22 protein-coding genes are annotated in these 25862 nt (G+C 59.5%); 11 read left to right on the top strand and 11 right to left on the bottom strand.

Features of this window, described 5'->3' with window-relative positions:
• Positions 1-90: 90 nt before the first annotated feature.
• Positions 91-354 (top strand): DUF4404 family protein, encoded by a 264-nt coding sequence (locus tag KJF94_RS06415; protein ID WP_084323769.1) that lies wholly within the window; start codon positions 91-93, stop codon positions 352-354.
• A gap of 175 nt (positions 355-529) precedes the next feature.
• Here KJF94_RS06415 and queF read toward each other — a convergent pair whose 3' ends face one another.
• Positions 530-1360 (bottom strand): NADPH-dependent 7-cyano-7-deazaguanine reductase QueF, encoded by an 831-nt coding sequence (gene queF / locus KJF94_RS06410; RefSeq protein WP_214382018.1) that lies wholly within the window; start codon positions 1358-1360, stop codon positions 530-532.
• A gap of 61 nt (positions 1361-1421) precedes the next feature.
• Entirely contained in the window at positions 1422-1946 is a 525-nt protein-coding gene (gene copI / locus KJF94_RS06405; RefSeq protein ID WP_214382016.1) for a copper-resistant cuproprotein CopI, read from the bottom strand.
• 155 nt (positions 1947-2101) lie between these two features.
• Here copI and KJF94_RS06400 point away from each other — a divergent pair, with 155 nt between their 5' ends.
• The 3 genes from KJF94_RS06400 to KJF94_RS06390 all read left to right on the top strand — a co-directional run bounded on the left by KJF94_RS06400 (position 2102) and on the right by KJF94_RS06390 (position 4727).
• The gene (locus KJF94_RS06400; protein WP_214382014.1) at positions 2102-2782 is read left to right on the top strand and encodes a heavy metal response regulator transcription factor; all 681 of its coding nucleotides are present in this window, start codon (positions 2102-2104) and stop codon (positions 2780-2782) included.
• A complete protein-coding gene (locus tag KJF94_RS06395) occupies positions 2782-4134 on the top strand; it encodes a heavy metal sensor histidine kinase (RefSeq protein WP_214382012.1) in 1353 nt (450 codons plus the stop codon). The genes KJF94_RS06400 and KJF94_RS06395 overlap by 1 nt, the downstream gene beginning before the upstream one ends.
• A gap of 131 nt (positions 4135-4265) precedes the next feature.
• Positions 4266-4727: a hypothetical protein gene (locus KJF94_RS06390; RefSeq protein ID WP_214382010.1), complete on the top strand. Its 462-nt coding sequence runs from the start codon at positions 4266-4268 to the stop codon at positions 4725-4727.
• Positions 4728-4794: 67 nt separating this feature from the next.
• Here KJF94_RS06390 and KJF94_RS06385 read toward each other — a convergent pair whose 3' ends face one another.
• From KJF94_RS06385 to KJF94_RS06375, 3 genes are all read right to left on the bottom strand, one after another.
• Positions 4795-6039 carry a lipoprotein-releasing ABC transporter permease subunit gene (locus KJF94_RS06385; protein ID WP_214382008.1) on the bottom strand — a complete coding sequence of 415 codons (1245 nt, stop codon included), beginning with the start codon at positions 6037-6039 and terminating at the stop codon, positions 4795-4797.
• A 63-nt stretch (positions 6040-6102) separates the two neighbouring features.
• Positions 6103-6786 (bottom strand): lipoprotein-releasing ABC transporter ATP-binding protein LolD, encoded by a 684-nt coding sequence (gene lolD / locus KJF94_RS06380; protein ID WP_167362922.1) that lies wholly within the window; start codon positions 6784-6786, stop codon positions 6103-6105.
• Between the two features lie 7 nt (positions 6787-6793).
• Positions 6794-8044, bottom strand: a complete 1251-nt coding sequence (locus tag KJF94_RS06375; protein ID WP_214382006.1) for a lipoprotein-releasing ABC transporter permease subunit — start codon at positions 8042-8044, stop codon at positions 6794-6796.
• A 94-nt stretch (positions 8045-8138) separates the two neighbouring features.
• Between KJF94_RS06375 and KJF94_RS06370 the strand changes: the two genes are divergently transcribed.
• Together KJF94_RS06370 and KJF94_RS06365 are read left to right on the top strand one after the other, a co-directional pair.
• Positions 8139-8717: a PilZ domain-containing protein gene (locus tag KJF94_RS06370; protein ID WP_214382004.1), complete on the top strand. Its 579-nt coding sequence runs from the start codon at positions 8139-8141 to the stop codon at positions 8715-8717.
• Positions 8718-8731: 14 nt separating this feature from the next.
• Complete coding sequence (locus KJF94_RS06365; RefSeq protein WP_214382002.1) at positions 8732-9454, top strand: glycerophosphodiester phosphodiesterase; 723 nt, start codon at positions 8732-8734, stop codon at positions 9452-9454.
• Between the two features lie 42 nt (positions 9455-9496).
• On the opposite strand, the gene sthA is transcribed toward KJF94_RS06365, so the two are convergent.
• Both sthA and KJF94_RS06355 read right to left on the bottom strand, forming a co-directional pair.
• Positions 9497-10891 carry a Si-specific NAD(P)(+) transhydrogenase gene (sthA, locus tag KJF94_RS06360; RefSeq protein WP_007984277.1) on the bottom strand — a complete coding sequence of 465 codons (1395 nt, stop codon included), beginning with the start codon at positions 10889-10891 and terminating at the stop codon, positions 9497-9499.
• 207 nt (positions 10892-11098) lie between these two features.
• On the bottom strand, positions 11099-12085 hold the full coding sequence (locus KJF94_RS06355; RefSeq protein ID WP_250548226.1) for an FAD:protein FMN transferase: 987 nt from the start codon (positions 12083-12085) through the stop codon (positions 11099-11101).
• A 117-nt stretch (positions 12086-12202) separates the two neighbouring features.
• Here KJF94_RS06355 and KJF94_RS06350 point away from each other — a divergent pair, with 117 nt between their 5' ends.
• Entirely contained in the window at positions 12203-13513 is a 1311-nt protein-coding gene (locus KJF94_RS06350) for an MFS transporter (protein WP_214381998.1), read from the top strand.
• Between the two features lie 172 nt (positions 13514-13685).
• On the opposite strand, the gene KJF94_RS06345 is transcribed toward KJF94_RS06350, so the two are convergent.
• Complete coding sequence (locus KJF94_RS06345; RefSeq protein ID WP_214381996.1) at positions 13686-15149, bottom strand: glyceraldehyde-3-phosphate dehydrogenase; 1464 nt, start codon at positions 15147-15149, stop codon at positions 13686-13688.
• A gap of 363 nt (positions 15150-15512) precedes the next feature.
• Here KJF94_RS06345 and mfd point away from each other — a divergent pair, with 363 nt between their 5' ends.
• Genes mfd through KJF94_RS06330 form a run of 3 tightly spaced genes read left to right on the top strand, consistent with a single transcriptional unit; the run spans position 15513 to position 22244 of the window.
• On the top strand, positions 15513-18962 hold the full coding sequence (gene mfd / locus KJF94_RS06340) for a transcription-repair coupling factor (RefSeq protein WP_214381994.1): 3450 nt from the start codon (positions 15513-15515) through the stop codon (positions 18960-18962).
• 10 nt (positions 18963-18972) lie between these two features.
• A complete protein-coding gene (locus KJF94_RS06335) occupies positions 18973-19539 on the top strand; it encodes a CsiV family protein (protein WP_214381992.1) in 567 nt (188 codons plus the stop codon).
• Positions 19540-19550: 11 nt separating this feature from the next.
• Positions 19551-22244: a DEAD/DEAH box helicase gene (locus KJF94_RS06330; protein WP_214381990.1), complete on the top strand. Its 2694-nt coding sequence runs from the start codon at positions 19551-19553 to the stop codon at positions 22242-22244.
• A gap of 142 nt (positions 22245-22386) precedes the next feature.
• On the opposite strand, the gene KJF94_RS06325 is transcribed toward KJF94_RS06330, so the two are convergent.
• The 3 genes from KJF94_RS06325 to KJF94_RS06315 all read right to left on the bottom strand — a co-directional run bounded on the left by KJF94_RS06325 (position 22387) and on the right by KJF94_RS06315 (position 25013).
• Positions 22387-23124, bottom strand: a complete 738-nt coding sequence (locus KJF94_RS06325) for an S-methyl-5'-thioinosine phosphorylase (RefSeq protein WP_214381989.1) — start codon at positions 23122-23124, stop codon at positions 22387-22389.
• Between the two features lie 12 nt (positions 23125-23136).
• On the bottom strand, positions 23137-24135 hold the full coding sequence (nagZ, locus tag KJF94_RS06320; RefSeq protein ID WP_214384744.1) for a beta-N-acetylhexosaminidase: 999 nt from the start codon (positions 24133-24135) through the stop codon (positions 23137-23139).
• Between the two features lie 170 nt (positions 24136-24305).
• Positions 24306-25013, bottom strand: a complete 708-nt coding sequence (locus tag KJF94_RS06315; RefSeq protein ID WP_008028474.1) for a TetR/AcrR family transcriptional regulator — start codon at positions 25011-25013, stop codon at positions 24306-24308.
• A 230-nt stretch (positions 25014-25243) separates the two neighbouring features.
• Here KJF94_RS06315 and lexA point away from each other — a divergent pair, with 230 nt between their 5' ends.
• A complete protein-coding gene (gene lexA, locus KJF94_RS06310; RefSeq protein ID WP_007944149.1) occupies positions 25244-25852 on the top strand; it encodes a transcriptional repressor LexA in 609 nt (202 codons plus the stop codon).
• Positions 25853-25862: the final 10 nt, after the last annotated feature.

The raw sequence follows: 25862 nt of genomic DNA, 5'->3' as shown, positions 1-25862 counted from the left end.
GCGCGAGTGGATTAATCTAAAGGTCAGCCATAGACCTTTGGCGCGCTGCCGCGGTCTATGCCAGTGCCTATCGATAAAAGGAAGAACGCCATGCCTGCCCGCGAACTGCAAGAACAGCTCAATACTCTGCGCGAGCAATTGGAACAGAATCCACCGCTGACGGAAGCCGAGCGCGAAGACCTGCACGCGCTGATGCAACAGATCGAACTCGAAATCGAGCTCGAAACCAAAACCCAGGACTCCAGCCTCTCCGACAATGTGAATCTGGCCGTAGAGCGCTTCGAAATTGAGCACCCTACCCTCGCCGGCACACTGCGCAACATCGTGCAGGCCCTGGGCAATATGGGGATCTGAAGATCACCGGATACAAAAAAAAAGCCCCGCTACCGATAGCGGGGCTTTTTCATATCTACAATTTGCAACGCAATCCCTGTGGGAGCGAGCCTGCTCGCGATGGCTGAGTGTCAGTCAACATCAATGTTGAATGTGCTGGACTCATCGCGAGCAGGCTCGCTCCCACATTGGTTCTTTACTGACGAACCAGGCGGTAGTTCGGCAGTTGCACTTCTTCAGTGCTGCGATACGGGTTGATGTCCAACCCACCCCGACGCACATAGCGCGCATACACCGTCAGCTTCTCCGGCTTCAGCAACCGCTGCAGGTCGAGGAAAATCCGCTCCACACACTGTTCATGGAAGTCCGAGTGCTGGCGAAAACTCACGATGTATTCCAGCAAACTCGCATGATCCAGCGCCGCGCCACGGTATTCCACCGCCACGCTGCCCCAGTCCGGCTGGCTGGTGACCGGGCAATTGGACTTGAGCAAATGACTGTGCACGCTCTCCTCGACAATGCGCGACTCGTCGCAACGCAGCAGCTCCGGACGCGGATGCTCGTAGTTGCTGACGCTGATCTCCAGATCATCGATGCACACGCCCGGCAGCGCCACGACGCCTTCGGCTTCAACGTCTTTCAGGCTGCGAATCCGCACGCCAACCGGTTTTCCCGCCGCCGCGGACAGGTCTTTCACCAGCGTCGCTTCAAGGCTCGCGGTGTCGGCAAACGGCGTCTGGTTCAGTGAGTTCAGGTACAGCTTGAACGACTTGGATTCGATGATGTTCGGCGAATCCGCCGGGATGCTGAACTCGCCAATCGCCACCACGGGTTTGCCGGACGGCAACAGCCACGACAGCTCGAAGCAGTTCCAGAAGTCCACGCCTTTGTATGGCAGGGTTTCTGCCGTCAGGCCCAGCTCGGCCCATTTTGCGGTGCGCGGGATCGGGAACAGCAAGGACGGCGTGTAAGTGGCGATGTATTCGCTGGATTTGCCCAGCGGCGAGTGTTCGGCTGCGGGATGCATGGCGGAAACCTGACTGAAGAATCAGCGGATTCTACCAGCCTTTGCGCCCGCCTTTGAGTGCTTACTGACTGACAGTCAACTTGCCGACCATGCCAGCCTGATAGTGGCCAGGGATATTGCAGGCAAATTCCAGGCTGGTGGCCTTGGTGAAGGTCCAGGTCAATTCGGCGGTTTTGCCCGGTTCGACGAGGACGCTATTGGGGTCGTCGTGTTTCATCATTCCGTGATCCATGCCAGCCATCGAACCGTGGTCCATTTCCTTCATGCCTGTAGGCGTCAGCATGCCCCTCTGCTGCATCTTCAACATTTCCTGCTGATGTTTTGCATGCATCGCCGCGTCGCCAAGGTTGAATTCGTGCAGCAACTGACCTTTATTCACCAGCACAAAGCGAATGGTCTCACCGGCCTTGATATCGATGGTCTTGGGGGTGAACGACATGTCGCCCATCACCACTTCGACGCTGCGATCCGCCTTGGCGGCCGGGGCTGGTTGACCGAAATCGAAGGTGTGTGCCGGCGATGCCCAGGCCGGCGAACTCAGCGCCAGCAAACACGCGGCCAGCAGCAGAGGTTTGCGCAAAAACATAGTCGTACTCCAACAAGATAAGGTTCAGCCTGTGGAAAACTTTAAACTGCCGCCACTGCCCACAACCTGACGGCCAGATTACAACTTTGTCAGGTTGGCCTGTACTGACGCTGCCCACGGTATAAAGCGTTCGTTCCATTTGCCTCGAGTCGCCCATGAAACTGCTGATCGTCGAAGACCAACCGAAAACCGGCCACTACCTGCGCCAGGGCTTGGCCGAGGCCGGGTTCAACACCGATCTGGTGGCCGACGGCAGCACCGGTCAACAATTGGCGCTGAGTGGTGAATATGCGTTGCTGATCCTCGATGTGATGCTGCCGGGGCGCGATGGCTGGCAAATCCTGCAAGCCGTGCGCAGCGCCGGCCTCGATACACCGGTACTTTTTCTGACAGCGCGAGATGCGGTGGAGGACAGGGTCCACGGCCTCGAACTCGGCGCCGACGATTACCTGGTCAAGCCGTTCGCCTTCTCCGAACTGCTGGCCCGGGTCCGCAGCCTGTTGCGCCGTGGCAGCGCCTCGCCACAGGAAACCAGCCTGCAACTGGCCGATTTGCGCCTGGATTTGATCCGCCGCCGCGTCGAACGCAGCGGTCAACGCATCGACCTGACCGCCAAGGAATTTGCCCTGCTGGAAATGCTCCTGCGCCGTCAGGGCGAAGTGCTGCCCAAGTCGCTGATCGCCTCTCAGGTCTGGGACATGAATTTCGACAGCGACACCAATGTCATCGAAGTCGCCATCCGCCGTTTGCGCCTGAAAATCGACGACGAGTTCCCGAACAAATTGATCCACACCGTGCGCGGCATGGGGTATGTCCTTGAAGAGCGGCCTGCCTGATGCGCCGACTATCCTTGAGCAGCCGCCTGGCGCTGCTGTTTGCCGCCTGCACCGCCGTGGTTTCGTTGTTTGCCGGGGTGCTGTTCAGCCGCGCCAGCGAGGCGCATTTTGTTGAACTGGACCAACAGTTGCTGGACGGCAAGTTGATTGGTTTGCGTCGGGCGCTTCACGATCTTCAGTCCAGTGAAAGCGAAGTCAGACTGGCGGATGAATTGAATCGTCAGGCTGATTTGTCCCTACGCATTTCTGGCAGCGACGGCAAGCGTTGGTACGACAGCGCCGCGAGCCTGCCCAATAAACTTCCGCACAAACCGGGCTTATCAACCATCAATGACAACGACACCGACTACCGCGTCCTGAATGCGCCATTGTTTGTGGACAAGCCTGACTCACCGCAATTGACCCTGCTGCTGGACATCACCCATCACCAGCATTTTCTGCAACGCATGCAACACTTGATCTGGCTCACTGTGGGGTTGTCCGCCCTGGCCACGGCGCTGCTCGGTGCCTGGGCGGCGCGCAGCGGGTTGCGCCCATTGCGACGCATGAGTGCGGTCGCCCGCGGTGTTTCCGCGCAATCGCTCAACGCTCGCCTGCCCGAAGACGACATGCCGCCAGAACTCGCGGAAATGGCCCACCACTTCAACGCCATGCTCGGACGCCTCGACGACTCTTTTCAGCGGCTCTCGGCGTTTTCCGCCGACATCGCCCATGAACTGCGCACACCGTTGTCGAACCTGCTGACCCACACCCAGGTCACCCTCACCCGCCCGCGGCCCATCGAGGATTATCGCGAAGCGCTGCACAGCAACCTCGAAGAACTGCAATGGATGGCGCAACTGGTCAACGACATGTTGTACCTGGCCAAGGCTGACCATGGTTTGTTGATGCCCAAGAGAGAACCGCTGGAACTGGCGGACGAAGTGGACGTGTTGCTGGAGTTTTTTGCACCACTGGCCGAGGACGCAGAGGTAACGCTGAGCCGAGAAGGCAGCGCTTGCATGGAGGGTGATCGCAGCATGTTGCGCAGGGCGCTCTCGAATCTGCTGGATAACGCAATGCGTTTTACGCCGTCGGGCGGGCAAGTCCGGGTGCGAATCACTGACGCCCCCGATCACTTGAGCCTGAGCATCGAGAACACGGGCGAAGCCATTTCCGAAGCACTGCTTCCACGACTGTTTGATCGCTTCTATCGGGCCGATCCGGCACGCCGGGAAGGCATCAGTGAGCATGCGGGTCTGGGACTTGCCATTACGCGCTCCATTGTTCGCGCCCATGGTGGTGACATTACTTGTCATTCGAACCCGCAGTGGACTTCGTTCACCATTCGATTCGTCAAGTGCGTTAAATAATTACCAAATTGCACTCACACACTCGATTACAAACAACTTTAAAACCCAGCCACTCAACCAATCTTCAGCGATATATAGTTATTTGACCGGCTAACAACAGCCAACTTATAAACTGATTCAAGAAGAACATCATGGAAGATATGACACTCGCCGCACCCACCATTAATAATTCGAGCACTGGTTTTTTCAATTGCACTTTGAATAACCGCGGGGTGTTTTCGGACACCCTTCCCCGCATCGTAACCCTTCCCGGTAGCGGGGTGATGCTGACAGCCTCGCAACGTAATGCCTCGGCGCCGCACTCGCAAATGTTTAATATCAGCCTGGACCCGCAAATTCGCAGTGGAACACATGCGATTCCGGGACCAATGATCCGAAGTCTGGTATTGCAGGAAAGAAACGATGACATCGTCGGAGGAGATCCCTGGAAGGGATTTATGGCGATTAGCGGCACAATGAGGCTGGAGCTCGATCAGTCGCGCAAGTTGTTCAAAGCTACTTGCACGTTCACTCTTAAAAACAAGACCGGCACTTTGATGAATGGTACCGCGGAAATGAATGTAGCTTATCGCGAATGGGCAGTTGCACTCTGACAGGCTGATTATTGCGGCACCAGTACTGACGCCTTCGCGGGCAAGCCCGCGATGGCGGTCTTAAGGCTTACGAATACCTCAACGCGTGAGCCGGCTCAATCTTCGCCGCACGCCACGCCGGGTAAACCGTGGCAAGGAAACTCAACACAAACCCCGCCGAGCAAATCAACAACACATCCCCACCCTGCAATTCCGAAGGCAGGTTGCTGACGAAATACACATCGGAACTGAAGATGTGCTGCCCGCTCACCCGCTCTACCCAGCCCACCAGCTCACTGACGTTCAGCGCGGCAATCACCCCGAGCACGCCGCCGATCAAGGTGCCGACCACCCCTATCACCGTGCCCTGGACCATGAAGATCGCCATGATCTGCCGTGGCGTAGCCCCGATGGTGCGCAGGATCGCGATGTCCGCGCCCTTGTCGTTCACCACCATGATCAGGGTGGCGATGATGTTGAACGCCGCCACCGCAACGATCATCAACAACAACAGGCCGATCATGGTTTTTTCCATTTTCATCGCACTGAACAGGCTGCCCTGAGTGTGGGTCCAGTCGTCAGCCTTGTAAGCCGTGCCCAGGCCGCCAGCAATGTCGCTGGAAACCTTCGGCGCCGCGTACAGATCCTTCACCGCCAGGCGTACGCTCTGCACCTGATTCGGTTCCCAATGCTGCATCTGCGCGGCATCGGCAACGTGGATCAGCGCCATCGAACCATCCAGCTCGGCACCTACCTTGAACACGCCAACCACGTTCAGTCGCTGCATGCGCGGGGTAATCCCGCCCGGTGCATTGCTGACTTCCGGGACGATCAGGGTGATCTTGTCGCCGACATTCAAGCGGAAACGTCGCGCCGTGATCTCGCCGATCACCACGCCGAACTCGCCCGGTTTCAAGGCATCGAGACGACCCTGAACGATGTGCTGGGCAACGATCGAGACCTTGCCTTCCAGTGCCGGATCGACACCGCTGACCTGAATCGGCTGCATCGTGCCTTTATAGGAGAGCATGCCTTCCATCTCGGTGAACGGCACGGCGGCGGTCACTTCGGGATTTTTCATCGCGGCCGCAGCCACCGGTTGCCAATCATCAATCGGATTGACGCCGACGATAGTCGCGTGGGGCACCATGCCGAGGATGCGCGAGCTCATTTCGCGCTGGAAGCCGTTCATGACCGACAACACCACGATCATCGCCAGCACACCAAGGGCGAGGCCGATCATCGAAGTCATCGAGATGAACGAAACAAAGCGATTGCGGCGCTTGGCGCGGGTATAGCGCGTGCCGATAAAGATCGATAACGGTCTGAACATTCGCTGGGGCACCGTATAAAAATAAAAGACCCGATGTCTTTTCAGACATCGGGTTTCGGCCAATCAGATAGGCGTCAGGCAACCTTCCTGCAAATGCAGGACGCGATCCATCTGGCGAGCCAGGTTCATGTCGTGGGTCACCACCAGGAACGCCGTGCGCATCGAGGTGCTGAGTTCCAGCATCAAATCCTGAATGCCCTGAGCGGTGTGGGAGTCGAGGTTGCCGGTCGGCTCGTCGAGCATCACCAGGCCTGGCTTGTTCACCAGGGCGCGGGCGATGGCCACTCGCTGACGTTCGCCTCCGGACAATTCCGCCGGTTTGTGCTCCAGGCGATGGCCCAGCCCTACCCGCTCCAGCAACGCCGTCGCACGCTGACGCGCTTCCGGGATCGCGGTCTTGCCGATCAGCAGCGGCATGCAGACGTTTTCCAGTGCGGTGAATTCCGGCAGCAAATGGTGGAACTGGTACACGAACCCGAGGGAACGGTTACGCAGCAGGCCACGATTCTTCTCGCTCAGTGCCGAAAGCTCTTCGCCGTCGAGCCAGACGCTGCCCTTGGTCGGCGTATCGAGGCCGCCCAGCAGGTTGAGCAAAGTACTTTTGCCCGACCCCGACGTGCCGACAATCGCCACGCGCTCACCCGGATGCAGCTCCAGTTGCAGACCGGCCAGAACTTCTACCGATTCCGGGCCTTCCTCGTAGGATTTGCCCAGGTTGCGGCAGCTCAAGATTGCTTTATCACTCATGCCCGACTCACTCATAACGTAGCGCCTCCGCAGGCTGGGTGCGCGCGGCACGCCAGGCTGGATACAGGGTGGCGAGGAAACTCAGGACCAACGCGGCGGCGCAGACCATCAACACATCCTGGCTCTGCACTTGCGACGGCAGGTAATCGATGAAGTACACGTCGGCGTTGAGGAATTTGTGCCCGATCAGGCCTTCGAGCACCGAGATCGCGGCGCTGACGTTCAGCGCGGCGAAGATCCCGACCACGGCGCCGATCAGTGTGCCAACCACGCCAATGACGGTGCCCTGCACCATGAAGATCGCCATGATCGAACCTGGCGTGGCGCCGAGGGTACGCAGAATCGCGATGTCGCCTTTCTTGTCGTTCACCACCATCACCAGCGTGGAAATGATGTTGAACGCAGCGACGGCAACGATCAGCAGCAACAGCAGACCGATCATGGCTTTTTCCATGCGGATCGCCTGATACAGATTGCCGTGGGTGCGGGTCCAGTCGCGGGCGTAGAAATGGTCTTCGCCGAGCTGCTGGGCGATGTTCCACGCAGTGCGTGGCGCCTGGAACAGGTCGTCGAACTTCAGGCGGATGCCCTGCACCTGATCCGGCTTCCAGCGGTGCAGCTTCGCCAGGTCCTGCAGGTTGGTAACACCCAGGTAACCGTCGATCTCGCCGGCGCCGACATGGAAGATGCCGACCACAGTAAAGCGTTTCATGCGCGGGAACATGCCGGCCGGGGTCACGGTGACTTCCGGCGCGACGAAGGTCAGCTTGTCGCCGATGGCCGCGCCGAGCTTGGCAGCCGCCTTGTCGCCGATGACGATGCCGAAACTGCCCGGCGCGAGGTCATCGAGTTTTCCCTGCAGCATGAACTTGTCAATGATCGACACTTGGCGTTCCAGCGCCGGGTCGATGGCATTGAGCAGCACTTTGGAGACCTTGCCGTTGTTGGTCAGCAAACCCTGCATCTGAGTGAACGGCGCCACGGCCGTCACCTGCGGGTTCTGCTTGACCTTGGCGGCGAGGTCTTGCCAGTCGCTGATCGGTTCGCCGGACTCGATGGTCGCGTGGGGCACCATGCCCAGCACGCGGGTGCGCATCTCATGATCGAAGCCGTTCATGACCGACAGCACCACGATCATCACGATCACGCCGAGGGCAAGACCGATCATCGAAGTCAGGGAAATGAACGACACAAAATGATTGCGACGCTTTGCACGGGTATAACGCGTGCCAATAAATACGAAGAGAGGTCTGAACATGTCGGGGCTTGTTCGGAGGGAAAAGGAACGTCCTTGTGGCGGGGGTCGATAACCAGCTTTACACTCAGACCACCGCCGCTACCATGGGTTCGCCATGTCGACATTAGATGAAGAAGATCGCCGCGAATACTACCGTATCGAGGACACGATCGCACTGGAAATTCGGCCCCTGTCCGCTCCCGAAGCCGCAGGCCAGGAAGTGTTGCAGGATGCTTCCCCACTCTTCAACCTGCTCAGCGAACTGCACCTGAGCGAGTTCGAATCGCAACACCTGTTGCGCCAGATCAGCGAACGCGACCGCAACCTCGCGGCGTTCCTGAAATCCCAGAACAAACGCATGGATCTGCTCAGCCAGGTGGTCGCCATCACCGTGCTTGGACAGATCGGCGAGCCGCAGCCCGTGATCATCTCCGAGGGTGGCGTCGACTTCCAGCACCCCACACCGATTGCCGCGGGTACGCACCTGTCGGTGAAACTGGTGCTGATGCCGCAAGCCCTCGGCCTGCTGCTGCGGGCGCGCGTTACCCATTGCGATCGCAAGGGCGACGGCTACGACGTCGGCACCGAATTCGAACGTCCGACCGATGCCCAGCGCCAACTGCTGGCCCGCTACATTTTGCAGAAGCAGGCCCAGGAACGACGTCTGGCCCGCGAAAACGAATCCGGCATTTAATTTAAGGAAGAACCGTGACCCTCATCTACGGCCATCGCGGCGCCAAGGGCGAAGCACCGGAAAACACCCTGACCAGCTTTCAGGAATGCCTCAAGCACGGCGTACGCCGCTGCGAACTGGACCTGCATCTGTCCATGGACAACGAGTTGATGGTCATTCACGACCCGACGCTCAAGCGCACCACCGACCGGCGCGGCAAGGTCGTCGAGCACTCGGCGGCAGAGCTGGTGACCTACGACGCACGCACGGGCGGCCCGGGCTGGATCAAGCCGTGCCCGATTCCCACGCTGGAAGAATTGTTCGAGAAATGCGACTTCGAGCACTGGCAGCTGGAAGTCAAAAGCGCTTCACGCACCCGCGCCGCAACCACGGTGCTGGCGATTCGCGAAATGGCTCAGCGTTTCGGCATGCTCGACAAGGTCACCATCACCTCGAGTTCACGAGAAGTGTTGAAAGCGGCTTTGGACCTGGTGCCGGATGTGTCCCGCGGACTGGTGGCCGAATACGCCTGGCTCGACCCGTTGAAGGTCGCGCAAAGCTATGGCTGTGAGATTCTGGCGCTGAACTGGACCCTGTGTACGCCGGAACGCCTGCAGAAGGCGCAGCGTCAGGGGCTGCATGTGTCGGTGTGGACAGTCAACGAGCCCGCGCTAATGCGCAGACTCGCCGACTTCGGCGTTGACAGCCTGATTACAGACTTTCCCGGTTTGGCCACTGCCACGCTCGAGAATTGCTGAAATCGGTCTCCCCGGCCGGCTCAGGCCACCGGCCGGAGCCGCTCAAAAAAGCCGGTTGAGACCATCGTACGCCGCTACCCGATAGGCTTCGGCCATGGTCGGGTAGTTGAACGTGGTGTTGACGAAGTACTTCAGCGTGTTCAGTTCGCCCGGCTGGTTCATGATCGCCTGACCGATGTGGACGATCTCCGACGCCTGATAACCGAAGCAGTGAACGCCCAGCACTTCCAGCGTCTCGCGGTGGAACAGAATCTTCAGCATGCCCTGAGGCTCGCCGGCGATCTGCGCACGCGCCATGCTCTTGAAGAATGCCTTGCCGACTTCGTACGGCACCTTGGCCTGCGTCAGCTCCTGCTCGTTCTTGCCGATCGAGCTGATCTCCGGAATGGTGTAGATGCCGGTCGGCACGTCATTCACGAAGCGCCAGCTGCCGTTGTCGACGATGCTGCCAGCGGCAGAACGACCCTGATCGTGCGCGGCACTGGCCAGGCTCGGCCAGCCGATCACGTCACCGGCACCGTAGATGTTGGGTACGCAGGTGCGGTAGGCCTCGTCGACTTCGATCTGGCCACGGCTGTTGACCTTGACGCCGATGTTTTCCAGACCCAGTTGATCGGTGTTACCGGTCCGGCCGTTGCACCAGAGCAAGGCGTCGGCCTTGATCTTCTTGCCGGACTTGAGGTGCAGGATCACGCCGTTGTCCACGCCTTCGACGCGGTCGTAGTCTTCGTTGTGGCGAACCGTGATGTTGTTGTTGCTGAAGTGGTAGCTCAGCGCCTGGGAAATTTCCGAGTCGAGGAAGCTCAGCAACTGACCACGGTTGTCCACCAGCTCAACCAGCACGCCCAGACCGCTGAAGATCGACGCGTATTCGCAACCGATTACGCCAGCGCCGTAAACGATGAGTTTGCGCGGGGTGTGACCGAGGCTGAGGATGGTGTCGCTATCGTAGATACGCGGGTGATGGAAATCGATGTCCGCCGGGCGATAAGGACGCGAGCCGGTGGCGATGATGATGTGCTTGGCCACCAGTTTTTCGACCACGCCGTTGGCGCAGACCACTTCGATGGTTTGCTCGTCGGCGAAGCTGCCGGTGCCGAAGAACACGTCGACGCGGTTACGGGCGTAGTAGCCGGTGCGCGAAGCGACTTGTTTGGAAATGACTTTCTCGGCGCTTTTCAGCACGTCCGGGAACGAGAACCAGCGCGGCTCACCAATGGCCCGGAACATCGGGTTGGTGTTGAACTGCATGATCTGCCGGACGGAGTGACGCAGTGCCTTGGACGGGATGGTGCCCAGGTGGGTGCAGTTGCCGCCGACCTGGCGACGGCTATCAACCATCGCCACCTTGCGCCCTGCTTTGGCGGCGTTCATTGCCGCGCCTTCTCCCGCCGGGCCGGAACCCAGCACCACCACGTCGTAGTTGTAGACAGCCATGCGTACTCCTCAGAACAGGCCGCGGCGCCCTCGGCACCTGCGGCTAAATCACGCCGATCTGCGGCGTGAAGGAACAATTTGGGGCCAGTGCAGAACCCGGACACAGTCTATAGAAGCGTCAACGCCGCGCACATTAACCCTTGGTCGCGTCGTAGGCTACTTTTGCCTGCACTACAACGCCAGTCTTCAATGCGCAAATCGCCGTAATCATTCGGTTTTTCCGCTACTGAGGCGTTCAAAAGCCTGATTGGTTCGTGTGACGAAACCTGTATCGGCACGAATCACAAAGAATGCACCGATGTTGTGAGTTTCGGCATAGTCCCAACCCCGTTCAGGACCGAGAATCAGCAACAGCGTCGATAAGCCATCGGCCATCAACGCTGAAGGATGAATCACCGTGACTGACGCCAGGGCGTGTGAGACTGGCGCACCGGTGCGGGCATCGAAGGTGTGGGAAAAGCGCCGACCGTCCTGTTTGAAATAGTTGCGGTAGTCCCCGGAAGTGGACACGCCGTAGCCGTCCACATTGATGACGCGCTGAGCCACTTGCTGATCGTCGCGGGGTTCCTCCAACGCAATCTTCCAGGGTGAACCGTCGAGTTTCTTTCCCGCCGCCTTGAGTTCGCCGGTGGCTTCGGCGAGGTAGTTGTGGATGCCCATGGCTTCGAGTTTTGCGGCAATCGTGTCGACGGCGTAGCCGGCGGCGATGCTGTTGAAGTCGACTTCGACCGCTGCGTCTTTGCATAACTGGTGGCCGTCGATATGCAGATGCTGGCGGCCGACCCGCTGCCGCACCTCGGTCAGCGCCGCATCACTTGGGACTTTTTCCTCGCGCCCTTGTGGGCCGAATCCCCAGAGATTCATCAGCGGTTCTACGGTCAGGTCGTAGGAGCCTTCGCTTTGTTGCGACAGCTGCTCGCCAACGCGGATCAATTCAAGAATCGACGCGGGCATGGTCTGACAACGATCGGCGGGCAATTCGTTAAAGCGCGAGATATCAGAATCGCTGCGGTAGGTAGACATTTGCTTGTCGACCTCGGCGAGGATCTTCTCCACCTCGCTGCGCACCTGTGCGGGCACGGGCAGATTGGCATGGCGCACGTATTTGATTGAATAAGTGCTGCCCATAGTCCGACCGCCGAAGCTCTCCATGGAATCGCCATTGCCGCATGCAGCCAAAACACCAGCCAGCATCACAACTACCTTCCAACGTCCAGTGAACAAATCTTCATCTCCCAGCAAAAGCACGCCGGCCATTATGGGACACGCGCGAAACGATTTCTTACAAGATTTAAAAGTGAGTATCCAGACATGTCCTCCACGACCGGCAAAGGCAAAGGCAAAGGCAAAGCGATTTTTCGCGTTGTCAGCGGCAATTTTCTCGAGATGTTCGACTTTATGGTCTACGGCTTTTACGCCACGGCCATCGCCAAAACCTTCTTCCCTGCCGACAGCGCATTCGCTTCCTTGATGCTGTCGCTGGCCACCTTCGGTGCCGGCTTCCTCATGCGCCCACTGGGGGCGATTTTCCTCGGCGCCTACATCGACCGCCATGGCCGCCGCAAAGGCCTGATCATTACCCTCGCGATGATGGCTGCGGGCACGGTATTGATTGCCTGCGTACCGGGTTACGCCACGCTGGGCGTAGCCGCGCCGTTGATCGTGCTGTTCGGTCGACTGCTCCAAGGTTTCTCTGCCGGCGTGGAACTGGGCGGCGTGTCGGTGTATCTCGCGGAGATTTCCACACCGGGCCGCAAAGGCTTCTTCGTCAGTTGGCAGTCCGCCAGTCAGCAAGCGGCGGTGGTTTTCGCCGGCCTGTTGGGGGTTGTCTTGAACCACTGGCTCAGCCCGGAAGAAATGGGCGACTGGGGCTGGCGCGTGCCATTCCTGATCGGCTGCATGATTGTGCCGGTGATCTTCGTGATTCGTCGTTCGCTGGAAGAAACCCCTGAGTTCCAGGCACGAAAACACCGCCCTACCCTGCGGGAAATCGTCCACTCGATCGGTCAGAACTTTGGCATTGTCATCGCCGGTATGGCGTTGGTGGTGATGACGACCGTATCGTTTTACCTGATCACCGCCTACACCCCGACCTTTGGCAAAGCCGAACTGCATTTGTCGGATCTGGATGCGTTGCTGGTGACGGTGTGTATCGGTCTGTCGAACTTCTTCTGGTTGCCAGTGATGGGCGCTGTGTCTGACAAGATCGGACGCAAACCCCTGCTGTTGGCGGCGACTATTCTGGCAATCCTCACCGCCTATCCTGCCCTGTCGTGGCTGGTGGCGAACCCGAGCTTCAGCCATTTGCTGATTGTCGAATTGTGGCTGTCGTTCCTGTATGGCTCGTACAACGGCGCCATGGTCGTGGCGCTGACCGAGATCATGCCGGTGGAAGTTCGTACGACGGGTTTCTCTTTAGCCTACAGCCTGGCGACGGCGACCTTTGGCGGGTTTACACCGGCGGCCTGTACGTACCTGATTCATGTGCTGGACAACAAGGCTGCACCGGGGATCTGGCTCAGTGGAGCGGCGGTGCTGGGGTTGATTGCGACACTGGTATTGTTCAAAGGCAATCGGCATGAACTGCGGACCGCGCAAGCCGCTGTGGCAGGCGGCGCCTGATAGATCGCCATCGCTAGCAGGCTAGCTCCCACAGGGAACTTGTGAACGCCACAGATCCAGTGTGGGAGCTAGCCTGCTAGCGATGAGGCCGGTGCTGACAACAAAGATCCAACAGACACACAAACAAAAACGCCCCGACCAAAGTCGGGGCGTTTTCATTTCCAGCTAACGCTTAGCGCGGGAACGCTGGCGGGTTTACACCGGCCATGTCTTCCATCACGCGAACCACCTGGCAGCTGTAACCGAATTCGTTGTCGTACCAAACGTACAGAACAACGCGGTTGTCTTGGGTGATGGTTGCTTCAGCGTCCACAACGCCTGCGTGGCGCGAGCCAACGAAGTCGGTGGAAACCACTTCCTGCGAATTGACGAAGTCGATTTGCTTGTGCAGATCGGAGTGCAGCGCCATGTAGCGCAGGTACTCGTTCATCTCTTCACGGGTGGCGGCTTTCTCAAGGTTCAGGTTGAGAATGGCCATCGACACGTTCGGCGTCGGAACACGGATCGCGTTACCGGTCAGCTTGCCGGCCAGCTCAGGCAGGGCCTTGGCAGCAGCCGTGGCAGCACCGGTCTCGGTGATGACCATGTTCAGCGCGGCGCTACGGCCACGGCGATCGCCCTTGTGGAAGTTGTCGATCAGGTTCTGGTCGTTGGTGTACGAGTGAACGGTTTCGACGTGACCGTTGATGATGCCGAACTTGTCATTCACAGCCTTGAGCACCGGCACGATGGCGTTGGTGGTGCAGGAAGCGGCGGACACGATCTTGTCTTCAGCGGTGATTTCACTGTGGTTGATGCCGTGAACGATGTTCTTCAGCTTGCCTTTGCCAGGCGCGGTCAGAACAACACGGTCGATACCCGGGCACGCCAGGTGCTGACCCAGGCCATCGGCGTCACGCCATACACCGGTGTTGTCCACCAGCAGTGCGTCTTTGATGCCGTACTGGGTGTAATCCACTTCGGTCGGGTTCTTCGCGTAGATCACCTGGATCAGGTTACCGTTGGCGGTGATGGTGTTGTTTTCTTCGTCGATGACGATGGTGCCGTTGAACGGACCGTGTACCGAATCGCGACGCAACAGGCTGGCGCGCTTGACCAGGTCGTTCTCGGCACCTTTACGCACCACGATGGCACGCAGGCGCAGGCCGTCGCCGCCACCGGTTTTTTCGATCAGGATGCGCGCCAGCAGACGGCCGATACGACCGAAGCCGTATAGGACAACGTCGGTGCCTTTGCGAGCGGAGGCGTTTTGCTGGCCAACCACGTCCGCCAGTTCTTCACGGACGAACTGCTCGGCAGTGCGGCCATTGCCTTCGACGCGGAATTTGAACGCCAACTTGCCCAGGTCTACCGACGCCGCGCCGAGCTTGAGCTCGCTCATGGCTTTAAGCAGAGGGAATGTTTCGTGGACGGAGAGTTCGCTATCGTCGGAAGAACGATGGCGAGCAAAGCGGTGAGCTTTGAGAATCGCGATGACAGACTGGTTGATCAGGCTGCGGCCATAGATCGAGCTCACCACGTTGTTGTTGCGGTAGAGCTGACCGATAAGCGGAATCATCGCTTCTGCGAGTGCTTCACGGTCGATCCATTCACCAAGACACTGGTCGGGCTTCTGAGTCACGGGAACCTTCCACATGTAGGGGCAGAAAAAAGGGGCTACATTATGCCGCCGAGTGACTCCCGTAGCAATGCGCGCCTGTCGTGCGATCCGTAACAAATTCCCGTTCAAAAAAATCACGCGCTGCCGGAGCCCTGTAAAACCGCGGCTTTCAGCGAAGTCAATTTTTTGGAGACACCACTGTCTTATCCGTAACTCTCCGTAACACTCGATCGTTTTGCCACTACATAATCGGTAATTTTCAGCAAAAAACCGGCGTTTTTTGTCTTTACCACTACATTTCGCCAAACCTGCGTAATAGACACAGTCAGCAACTGACAGGCGGCACCCGGGGCCGCTACAATTACCGACTTTGTCGCAACGCTTGGAGCTCAACCTTCCGTGCCCGTTCTGCGTCTACCGCTTCTCCCTGCCGCGGCAGGTAAACAGCACTGGGGCAACCTGCCCGGTGCCGCCCTGAGCCTGGCCATCGCCGAGGCTGCCAGCGCTGCCAAGCGCTTTACCCTGCTGCTGACCGCCGACAGCCAAAGTGCCGAACGGCTGGAACAGGAGCTGAGTTTCTTCGCCCCGGATTTGCCGGTGCTGCATTTCCCGGACTGGGAAACCCTGCCCTACGATCTGTTCTCGCCGCACCAGGACATCATTTCCCAGCGCATCGCCGCCCTTTACAGGCTGCCGGAGCTGAGCCATGGCGTGCTGGTGGTGCCGATCACCACGGCCCTGCATCGCCTGGCGCCGACCAAATTCCTGCTCGGCAGCAGCCTTGTGCTGGACGTCGGCCAGAAGCTAGATGTCGAGCAGATGCGCACCCGGCTCGAGGCCAGTGGCTATCGCTACGTCGACACCGTGTACGAGCACGGCGAATTCACCGTCCGCGGCTCGCTGATCGATCTGTTCCCGATGGGCAGCAAACTGCCCTTTCGGATCGACCTGTTCGACGACGAAATCGAGACGCTGCGTACCTTCGATCCGGAAAACCAGCGCTCCATCGACAAGGTGGACACCGTTCGCTTGTTGCCGGCTCGCGAGTTTCCGCTGCAAAAAGACGCGGTCACCCGTTTCAAGGCACGCTTCCGCGAGCGCTTCGATGTCGACTTCCGTCGCTGCCCGATCTTCCAGGATCTGAGCAGCGGGATTACACCGGCGGGTATCGAGTACTACCTGCCGCTGTTCTTCGACGAAACCTCGACGCTGTTCGATTACCTGCCCCAGGACACGCAAGTGTTTTCCCTGCCGGGCATTGAACAGGCGGCGGAAAACTTCTGGAACGATGTGCGCAATCGTTATGAAGAGCGCCGCGTCGACCCCTCTCGTCCTTTATTACCGCCGGCCGAGTTGTTCCTGCCGGTGGAAGATTGCTTTGCCCGCCTGAAGAGCTGGCCGCGTGTGGTGGCCAGTCAACAGGATGTTGAAACCGGTGTCGGCCGCGAGCGCTTCCCGGCGCGGGAGCTGCCGAACCTGGCCATCGAGGCCAAGGCAACGCAGCCACTGGCGGCGCTGGCGGGCTTCCTCGACGAGTTCCCCGGTCGCGTGCTTTTTACCGCCGAATCCGCGGGCCGTCGCGAAGTGCTGCTGGAACTGCTGGAACGCCTGAAACTGCGACCGAAAACCGTCGATAGCTGGCCAGACTTCGTCGCGAGCAAGGAACGCCTGGCGATTACCATTGCGCCGCTCGACGAAGGCCTGGTACTCGACAATCCAGCGCTGGCGCTGGTCGCTGAAAGTCCATTGTTCGGTCAGCGCGTCATGCAGCGCCGTCGCCGCGAAAAACGCGCCGACGCCAACAACGATGCGGTCATCAAAAACCTTACCGAGCTGCGTGAAGGCGCGCCGGTGGTACACATCGATCACGGCGTCGGCCGCTACCTCGGATTGGCGACGCTGGAAATCGACGATCAGGCCGCTGAGTTCCTGACCCTGCAATACGCCGAAGGCGCCAAGCTATACGTGCCGGTCGCCAACCTGCATCTGATCGCCCGGTATACCGGCAGCGACGATGCCCTGGCTCCGCTGCACCGTCTCGGCTCGGAAACCTGGCAGAAAGCCAAACGCAAAGCCGCCGAACAGGTGCGCGACGTGGCGGCCGAATTGCTCGACATCTATGCCCGCCGTGCCGCTCGCGAAGGTTATGCCTTCGAAGACCCGAAAGCCGATTACGCAACCTTCAGCGCCGGTTTCCCCTTCGAAGAAACCCCGGACCAGCAAACCACCATCGATGCGGTGCGCGCCGACATGCTCGCGCCGAAGCCGATGGACCGCCTGGTCTGCGGCGACGTCGGTTTCGGCAAGACCGAAGTGGCGATGCGCGCAGCGTTTATTGCCGTGCACGGCGGTCGCCAGGTGGCGATCCTGGTGCCGACCACCCTGCTCGCCCAGCAGCACTACAACAGTTTCCGCGACCGCTTCGCCGACTGGCCGGTGAGCGTGGAAGTGATGAGCCGCTTCAAGTCGACCAAGGAAGTGAACGCCGCCGTGGCGGACCTCGCCGAAGGCAAGATCGACATCGTCATCGGCACGCACAAACTGCTGCAAGACGACGTGAAGATCAAAAACCTCGGGCTGGTGATCATCGACGAAGAGCACCGTTTCGGTGTCCGTCAGAAAGAACAGCTCAAGGCGCTGCGCAGTGAAGTCGACATCCTCACCCTGACGGCCACGCCGATTCCGCGCACGCTGAACATGGCGGTGTCGGGCATGCGCGACCTGTCGATCATCGCCACGCCGCCGGCCCGTCGCCTGTCGGTGCGGACCTTCGTCATGGAGCAAAACAAGAGCACGGTCAAAGAGGCCCTGCTGCGTGAGTTGCTGCGTGGCGGTCAGGTCTACTACCTGCACAACGATGTGAAGACCATCGAGAAATGCGCCGCCGACCTCGCCGAACTGGTGCCGGAAGCGCGGATCGGTATTGGTCACGGGCAGATGCGCGAGCGCGAACTCGAACAGGTGATGAGCGACTTCTACCACAAGCGCTTCAACGTGCTGATCGCTTCGACCATCATCGAGACCGGTATCGATGTGCCGAGCGCCAACACCATCATCATCGAGCGTGCCGACAAATTCGGCCTGGCGCAGCTGCACCAGTTGCGCGGCCGCGTCGGTCGCAGTCACCACCAGGCTTACGCGTATCTGCTGACACCGCCGCGCCAGCAAATCACTCCGGATGCAGAAAAGCGCCTGGAAGCAATCGCCAATACCCAGGACCTCGGCGCGGGCTTCGTGCTCGCCACCAACGACCTGGAAATCCGTGGCGCCGGCGAACTGCTGGGCGACGGTCAGAGCGGGCAGATCCAGGCCGTCGGTTTCACCCTGTACATGGAGATGCTCGAACGCGCGGTGAAGTCGATCCGCAAGGGCGAACAGCCGAATCTCGATCAGCCGCTGGGCGGTGGTCCGGAAGTCAATTTGCGTGTACCGGCGCTGATTCCCGAAGACTACTTGCCGGACGTGCATGCTCGACTGATCCTGTACAAACGCATTGCCTCGGCCACCGACGAGGAAGGCTTGAAGGACCTGCAAGTCGAGATGATCGATCGTTTCGGCCTGCTGCCGGAGCCGACCAAGAACCTGATGCGCATCACGGCGCTGAAGTTGCAGGCCGAAGTGCTGGGCATCAAGAAAGTCGACGGCGGCCCGCAAGGCGGTCGAATCGAATTCGCGGCACAGACACCGGTCGATCCGCTGACACTGATCAAACTGATTCAGGGCCAGCCTAAACGCTACAAATTCGAAGGCGCCACGATGTTTAAATTCATGGTCCCGATGGAGCGCCCGGAAGAGCGCTTTAATACTGTAGAGGCACTGCTTGAATGCCTCATTCCGAAAACTGCTTGAAGGACGCCGCATGCGCCTGTTTCGCTCACTGACCTTGCTGATGACCCTGGCCGCCCCCACGGCGTTTGCCGATGACCTGTATCAGATTGAAATGATTCTGGTCCGGCAGAACGCTGTGCCTGCCATTGTCAGCAAAGCCGCGCCGGAAGACTGGGCTGCCGGTGCCCAACCCATCAGCAAGGACAGCCTGCGCACGCCGAGCCTGAATGGCGAAGTGGAAAAACTCACCGCCAGCAACGAATACACGGTGTTGCTGCACAAAGCCTGGCAACAGAACCTCGGGGAAGAAGCCAGTAAAATCGCAATCAGCGATGGCAAGGAACAGTTCGGCCAGTTCCCGATCGAGGGCACGCTGGATCTGAAACTGGGCCGTTTCACCGATGTTGACGCCGACTTCTGGGTCAACCAGATCGACGCCAACGGCATGGTCACCGCCAGCGAACGCCTCAAACAGGAAAGCCACACCAAGAACGGCCAGCTGAACTTCCTCGACAACGGCCACCTCGGCCTGCTGATCAAGATCACCTCGCTCACCGCCCCTGCGCCTCGGCCAGTCCCCGATGAAATTCCGGACTGATTGAAGTCCCTATGCCTGCGACCCTGAGCAAACCCCTGGCACCTTCATGGGTCAGCCGATTCAAGGAACAAAGTCTGGAGCGTGGCCGCCGCTACGCGCTGGAAAACCGCGTCAGGATCGTCGAGGTCGGCGACGCGACCATTACCGCCGCGTGCGAAGGTTCTGGCGGTAACGTTTACCGTCAGACCATTCGCCTGCGCGAGTCGGCCAAATCCACCTTGCTGATGGTCGACGCTACGTGCACCTGCCCGGTTCGCAGCAACTGCAAACATTGCGCAGCGGTGCTGTTGAAAGTGCAGGAAACCCTCGCCTACCCCGCTGCCGCGCAAGACGCCGAACTGCTGGAAAAACTTCAGGCGGTACTGGAAAACCGCAGCCCTAAAGCGCCGCCGCAAGTGCTGGTGGACAATGTGCAACCGGTGCCGCGCCTGTGGCTGGCGAGCATCGAGTTCAGCGCCTTCGAACCGCGCAACGGCAAGATGCAGCGCTACATTCAGCATCGTGCAGCGCTGTCCTTCAGCTATCTGGATGAATACGTCAGCGGACAAAAAAACGCCGACATCCTGATTCGCCAGGAGACGCAGACACTACGGATAAAACGTCACCCGGAAGTCGAACAGGCCTACAGGGAACAACTGCGAATCCTCGGCTTCAAAGTCGCCACCCGTCAAAGTAAAGCCCTGCCGGAAAGTGCCGGTGAACTCTACGAGATGGTCAACGACAGCGCCTGGCTGACCTTCACCCTCAATGAGCTGCCGAAGCTGCGCACTCAAGGCTGGGAGTTGCAGATCGACGAGGATTTCGGCTTCGACCTGACCGCCGTGGACGACTGGTACGCCACCGTCGAACAGGCGCCGGAACGTGATTGGTTCGATCTGGAACTGGGGATCATCGTCAACGGCGAGCGGCTGAGCTTGCTGCCCATCCTCCTGAACCTGATGCGCTCCCACACCGAAATCCTCAACCCGGAACGCCTCGCCCGACGTCGCGACGACGAGTTGATCTTGGTGAACATCCCCAATCGCCCGAACTCCGAGTATGGGCCGCTGCAAGTCGCCCTGCCCTTTGGCCGATTGAAACCGGTACTGGCGACCCTCGGCGAGTTCTACCTGCAAGAACCCGGCGAGACCACGCTGCGCCTGAGCAAGGCCGACGCCACGCGCCTGAATCCGCTGGAAGACCTGCCGCTGCTCTGGGAAGGTGGCGAGCAGATCCGCACGTTTGCCCAGCGCCTGCGGGACATCAAGGATTACACCGCGACTGCACCGGAAGGCTTGAACGCAACGCTGCGCCCGTATCAGCTGGAAGGCTTGAGCTGGATGCAATCGCTGCGGCAACTGGAAGTCGGCGGGATTCTCGCGGACGATATGGGACTGGGTAAAACCCTACAGACCCTGGCGCACGTTCTCAGCGAGAAAAACGCTGGTCGCCTCGATCGACCTTGCATGGTGGTGATGCCCACCAGCCTGATCCCGAACTGGCTCGACGAAGCAGCTCACTTCACGCCGCAACTCAAAGTGCTGGCGCTGTACGGCGCCAGTCGCAAGAAGCATTTCGACACGCTGGGCGATTACGACCTGATCCTGACCACCTATGCGCTGCTGCCCAAAGACGTCGAACGCCTCGCCGCTCAGCCGTTGCACGTCCTGGTGCTGGACGAAGCGCAGTACATAAAAAACCCCAACAGCAAGGCTGCCCAGGCTGCGCGCGAGCTGAATGCGCGCCAGCGCCTGTGCCTGAGTGGCACACCGCTGGAAAACCACCTGGGCGAACTGTGGTCGCTGTTTCACTTCCTGCTGCCCGGCTGGCTCGGCGATGTGAAGAGCTTCAACCGTGATTACCGCGTGCCGATTGAAAAGCGCGCCAGTGAAGTCAGACTTCAGCACCTCAATGGTCGGATCAAACCCTTTCTGTTGCGCAGGACCAAAGAGCAGGTGGCGACGGAGTTGCCGCCGAAGACTGAGATCATCCACTGGGTCGAGCTCAACGAAGCCCAACGCGATGTGTACGAAACCATGCGCCTGGCCATGGACAAGAAGGTGCGTGACGAAATCACCCGCAAGGGCGTGGCGCGCAGCCAGATCATCATTCTTGAGGCGCTGTTGAAGCTGCGTCAGGTGTGCTGCGATTTGCGCCTGGTCAACGACGCTGCGCTGCCGGCTCGCGGAAGCACCTCGGGCAAGCTCGATAGCCTCATGGAAATGCTGGAGGAATTGTTCGAGGAAGGTCGACGGATTCTGCTGTTTTCCCAGTTCACTTCGATGCTTGCGCTGATCGAGGTTGAACTGAAAAAACGCGGTGTTGAATATGCGCTGCTGACGGGACAGACCCGTGATCGCCGTGCGCCGGTGAAGGAATTCCAGAGTGGTAAGCGTCAGATCTTTCTGATCAGTTTGAAGGCAGGTGGTGTGGGCCTGAACCTGACCGAGGCGGACACGGTGATTCACTACGACCCGTGGTGGAACCCGGCGACAGAAAACCAGGCAACTGACCGTGCGTACCGCATTGGCCAGGAGAAACCGGTGTTCGTCTACAAGATGATTGCCCGAGGCACGGTGGAAGAGAAGATTCAGCACCTGCAGAAGGAAAAATCCGATCTGGCGGCGGGCGTGCTGGATGGGCGCAAGGCCGGGGACTGGAAGTTGCAGAGTGATGATATTGAGGCGTTGTTTGCGCCGTTGCCGGAGAAACTCGAAAAGCGCTGAGATCTTTGGCGTTTATCAGATTGCCTTCGCGGGCAAGCCTCGCTCCTACAGGTTTTGTGTTGATCGCGGTATTTGCGACCGATACGAAACCTGTAGGAGCGAGGCTTGCCCGCGAAGGGGTCGACTCGGAATACAGCCTGACTCAGCCCTTTAGCACCCGCGCCAACGTTGACTTGACCTTCCCCATCCCGTCATGCAACGCCTGCTCGATCTCGGCCATGGTGATCACCGCCGTCGACTTGCCCGCCGCCGGGTTCACCACCAACGCCAGGCAGGCGTAATCCAGTTCCAGCTCGCGCGCCAATGCTGCTTCCGGCATGCCGGTCATGCCGACGATGTCGCAGCCGTCACGCTCCAGGCGCGCAATCTCCGCCACCGTTTCCAGACGCGGCCCTTGGGTGCAGGCATACACACCATGACTGCTGTAGCCGACGCCTTCAGCCGCTAGTGCCGCGATCAATTGCTGACGCAGCGGCTCGCTGTAGGGATAGCTGAAGTCGATGTGAGTGACCTGCTCCAGGTCATCGGCAAAATAGGTGTGTTCACGGCCGCTGGTGTAGTCGATCAGCTGATGCGGCACGCAGAAGTGTCCGGTGCCCATGGCGGCATGAATCCCGCCTACCGCATTGACCGCCAGGATCGCCTCGGCACCGGCCTGCTTCAATGCCCAGAGGTTGGCGCGGTAGTTCACCTGATGCGGCGGAAAACGGTGCGGGTGCCCGTGACGTGCGAGGAACAACACTTCCTTGCCGGCGTATTCACCGATCTGCACGTCGGCCGAAGGCGCCCCATAAGGAGTGTCCACCGCCAACGACTGACGAATGCTCAGGCCTTCGAGTTGAGTCAGGCCGGTACCACCAATAATCGCGTAAACCGTCATAACGTGAAGTCCTTATTCAATCAGTTGAGCGTCTTTGAGCGCGCCAATGGCCGTCAGCCAGCGCGGATCCTGGCGGTATTCAGTGCTGGCGTACGACTGGCCGCGCATCCGCGCAATGCGCTCGGACGGCTTGACCTTCAGACGCTGGGCGGCGCTCAGCGCCAGTTCTGCGGCGGCGCGATCGTTGCACACCAGGCCCATGTCGCAACCGGCAGACAAGGCGGCTTCGATTCGGCTAGCGGCATCACCCACCACATGGGCGCCGGCCATCGACAGATCGTCACTGAAGATAACGCCATCGAATTGCAATTCGCCGCGCAGGATGTCCTGCAACCAGCGACGGGAGAAGCCGGCGGGCTGGGAATCGACTTGCGGGTAAATGACGTGGGCCGGCATGACGGCGGCCAATTGCTTGCTCAACCGGGCGAACGGCACCAGATCGTTGGCGCGGATCTCGTCGAGGCTGCGTTCGTCATTCGGAATCGCGACGTGGGAGTCCGCCTCGGCCCAGCCGTGGCCGGGGAAATGCTTGCCGGTGGCAGCCATTCCCGCGCTGTTCATCCCACGGATAAATGCGCCCGCCAGCAGCGCCGCGCGTTCCGGATCACCTTCGAACGAACGGGTGCCGACCACGGCGCTGCGCTGGTAATCCAGATCCAGCACCGGGGCAAAGCTCAGGTCGAGGCCGACGGCCAATACTTCGGTGGCCATGATCCAGCCGCACTGTTCGGCAAGGTATTCGGCGTTTGGATTGTCGGCAATGGCGCGCATGGCCGGCAGTCGCACAAAGCCCTGGCGCAGGCGTTGGACGCGACCGCCCTCCTGATCCACTGCCAGCAGCAGATCGGGGCGAATGGCGCGAATCGAGGCGTTCAGTTCACGCACCTGACGCGGGTGCTCGATGTTGCGGGCAAAAATGATCAGGCCGCCCACTTCGGGCTGGCGCAACAATTGGCGATCCTCGGCCGTCAGCCAGGTACCGGCGACGTCCACCATCAACGAGCCTTGCAGGCCAGCAGTCATAGAGATTCCTTGATAACGATGAACCCGGCTCGCACGCATTCGCCGCCTTGGGTTGTGCCCGGCAGGTCGGCGATAAAAATGGGGAGCGGGTTCAGAACGAGAGTCGGCATGGGCGGCTAGCTTAGCGGATGTCAGCTGCCGCGCCCACCCGTGTGCGGTTAAACCTTGGCGGCAACCTGTGTCGATTTGCTGCGCGGACGCAATTGCGCGGTGGCCATGGCCGTGTCGGTCACGCCGGTTTCGGCACGCATGCCGGCCGCCAGGAACGGCACCATCAGGCGCATCACTTGCTCGATGGAGGTGTTGACGCCGAAATCGGTTTCGGCGATCGCGCGCAAGGCCTTGATACCGGACATGCTGAAAGCCGCCGCACCCAGCATGAAGTGCACACGCCAGAACAGTTCGATCGGCGGAATGCGCGGCGCGGCTTCGTTGACCAGCATCATGTAGCGGCGGAATACCTTGCCGTACATGTCTTCGAGATACCGACGCAAGTGACCCTGGCTCTGGCTGAATGCCAGTCCCAGCAATCGCATGAAGATGGAGAGATCGTTGCCGCTGCGTGGCTGCACCACCAGGGCTTGCTCGACGAGGATTTCCAGCAGTTCTTCAAGTGTCGGCTTGTTCTCGGGCTTGGCCTGGCGCCGCTCTAGCTCTTTATCGAGGCTCAGGCAAAACGGTCCGAGAAAACGCGAGAAGACGGCTTGAATCAGCGCCTTCTTCGAGCCGAAGTGGTAGTTCACAGCCGCCAGATTGACCCCGGCCTTGCTGGTAATCAAACGCAACGAGGTTTCAGCAAAACCTTTTTCCGCGAACAACTGTTCCGCAGCATCGAGAATGCGTTCAACGGTTTCCGACTGGGCCATGGCTACTCCGCATGACAAACACTTGTTTGAAACATACGTTTCAGCCCAGGCCTTGTCAAGCCTGGTTGGTTCGTTTCAGGAATGGTCAGTCAGCTATTTAACCATACATCTGCGCCGTGTTAATCAGCACGCTGATTGACCGTCCGGCGGCCGGCAAAAAAAGGGGCATTGCCAAGATGCTTTCACTGTATATAATCCCAGTCACTGTATAAAAAGACAGAGCGATCAATATGCTAAAGCTGACGCCACGCCAAGCCGAGATTCTGGCCTTCATCAAACGCTGCCTGGAAGACAACGGCTACCCGCCGACACGCGCAGAAATCGCTCAGGAACTGGGTTTCAAGTCGCCCAACGCGGCAGAAGAACATCTCAAGGCACTGGCCCGCAAAGGCGCGATCGAGATGACGCCAGGCGCCTCCCGCGGCATCCGCATCCCCGGCTTCGAAGCCAAGGCAGACGAGTCCACCCTGCCAATCATTGGCCGAGTCGCTGCCGGTGCGCCGATCCTTGCCCAGCAGCACATCGAGGAATCCTGCAACATCAATCCTGCGTTCTTCCATCCTCGTGCTGACTATTTACTGCGCGTTCATGGCATGAGCATGAAGGACGTGGGCATCTTCGACGGCGACCTGCTAGCCGTCCATACCACCCGCGAAGCCCGCAACGGCCAGATCGTGGTGGCGCGTATCGGCGACGAAGTGACAGTCAAACGCTTCAAGCGTGACGGCAGCAAAGTCTGGCTGATTGCCGAAAACCCTGAATTCGCCCCTATCGAAGTGAACCTGAAAGATCAGGAACTGGTGATCGAAGGCTTGAGTGTCGGCGTCATTCGCCGCTAAAGGAGGCTTT

It is taken from the genome of Pseudomonas hormoni (assembly GCF_018502625.1).
Taxonomy (GTDB): domain Bacteria; phylum Pseudomonadota; class Gammaproteobacteria; order Pseudomonadales; family Pseudomonadaceae; genus Aquipseudomonas; species Aquipseudomonas hormoni.
This window is presented reverse-complemented; position numbering and strand designations above follow the sequence as displayed.

What these genes read in the sequence shown, in the direction of transcription:
- KJF94_RS06415 (WP_084323769.1), top strand. Translation starts at nt 91, where the DNA reads ATGCCTGCCCGCGAACTGCAAGAACAGCTCAATACTCTGCGCGAGCAA.
- queF (WP_214382018.1), bottom strand. Translation starts at nt 1,360, where the DNA reads ATGCATCCCGCAGCCGAACACTCGCCGCTGGGCAAATCCAGCGAATAC.
- copI (WP_214382016.1), bottom strand. Translation starts at nt 1,946, where the DNA reads ATGTTTTTGCGCAAACCTCTGCTGCTGGCCGCGTGTTTGCTGGCGCTG.
- KJF94_RS06400 (WP_214382014.1), top strand. Translation starts at nt 2,102, where the DNA reads ATGAAACTGCTGATCGTCGAAGACCAACCGAAAACCGGCCACTACCTG.
- KJF94_RS06395 (WP_214382012.1), top strand. Translation starts at nt 2,782, where the DNA reads ATGCGCCGACTATCCTTGAGCAGCCGCCTGGCGCTGCTGTTTGCCGCC.
- KJF94_RS06390 (WP_214382010.1), top strand. Translation starts at nt 4,266, where the DNA reads ATGGAAGATATGACACTCGCCGCACCCACCATTAATAATTCGAGCACT.
- KJF94_RS06385 (WP_214382008.1), bottom strand. Translation starts at nt 6,039, where the DNA reads ATGTTCAGACCGTTATCGATCTTTATCGGCACGCGCTATACCCGCGCC.
- lolD (WP_167362922.1), bottom strand. Translation starts at nt 6,786, where the DNA reads ATGAGTGATAAAGCAATCTTGAGCTGCCGCAACCTGGGCAAATCCTAC.
- KJF94_RS06375 (WP_214382006.1), bottom strand. Translation starts at nt 8,044, where the DNA reads ATGTTCAGACCTCTCTTCGTATTTATTGGCACGCGTTATACCCGTGCA.
- KJF94_RS06370 (WP_214382004.1), top strand. Translation starts at nt 8,139, where the DNA reads ATGTCGACATTAGATGAAGAAGATCGCCGCGAATACTACCGTATCGAG.
- sthA (WP_007984277.1), bottom strand. Translation starts at nt 10,891, where the DNA reads ATGGCTGTCTACAACTACGACGTGGTGGTGCTGGGTTCCGGCCCGGCG.
- KJF94_RS06355 (WP_250548226.1), bottom strand. Translation starts at nt 12,085, where the DNA reads ATGCTGGCTGGTGTTTTGGCTGCATGCGGCAATGGCGATTCCATGGAG.
- KJF94_RS06350 (WP_214381998.1), top strand. Translation starts at nt 12,203, where the DNA reads ATGTCCTCCACGACCGGCAAAGGCAAAGGCAAAGGCAAAGCGATTTTT.
- KJF94_RS06345 (WP_214381996.1), bottom strand. Translation starts at nt 15,149, where the DNA reads ATGTGGAAGGTTCCCGTGACTCAGAAGCCCGACCAGTGTCTTGGTGAA.
- KJF94_RS06335 (WP_214381992.1), top strand. Translation starts at nt 18,973, where the DNA reads ATGCGCCTGTTTCGCTCACTGACCTTGCTGATGACCCTGGCCGCCCCC.
- KJF94_RS06330 (WP_214381990.1), top strand. Translation starts at nt 19,551, where the DNA reads ATGCCTGCGACCCTGAGCAAACCCCTGGCACCTTCATGGGTCAGCCGA.
- KJF94_RS06325 (WP_214381989.1), bottom strand. Translation starts at nt 23,124, where the DNA reads ATGACGGTTTACGCGATTATTGGTGGTACCGGCCTGACTCAACTCGAA.
- KJF94_RS06315 (WP_008028474.1), bottom strand. Translation starts at nt 25,013, where the DNA reads ATGGCCCAGTCGGAAACCGTTGAACGCATTCTCGATGCTGCGGAACAG.
- lexA (WP_007944149.1), top strand. Translation starts at nt 25,244, where the DNA reads ATGCTAAAGCTGACGCCACGCCAAGCCGAGATTCTGGCCTTCATCAAA.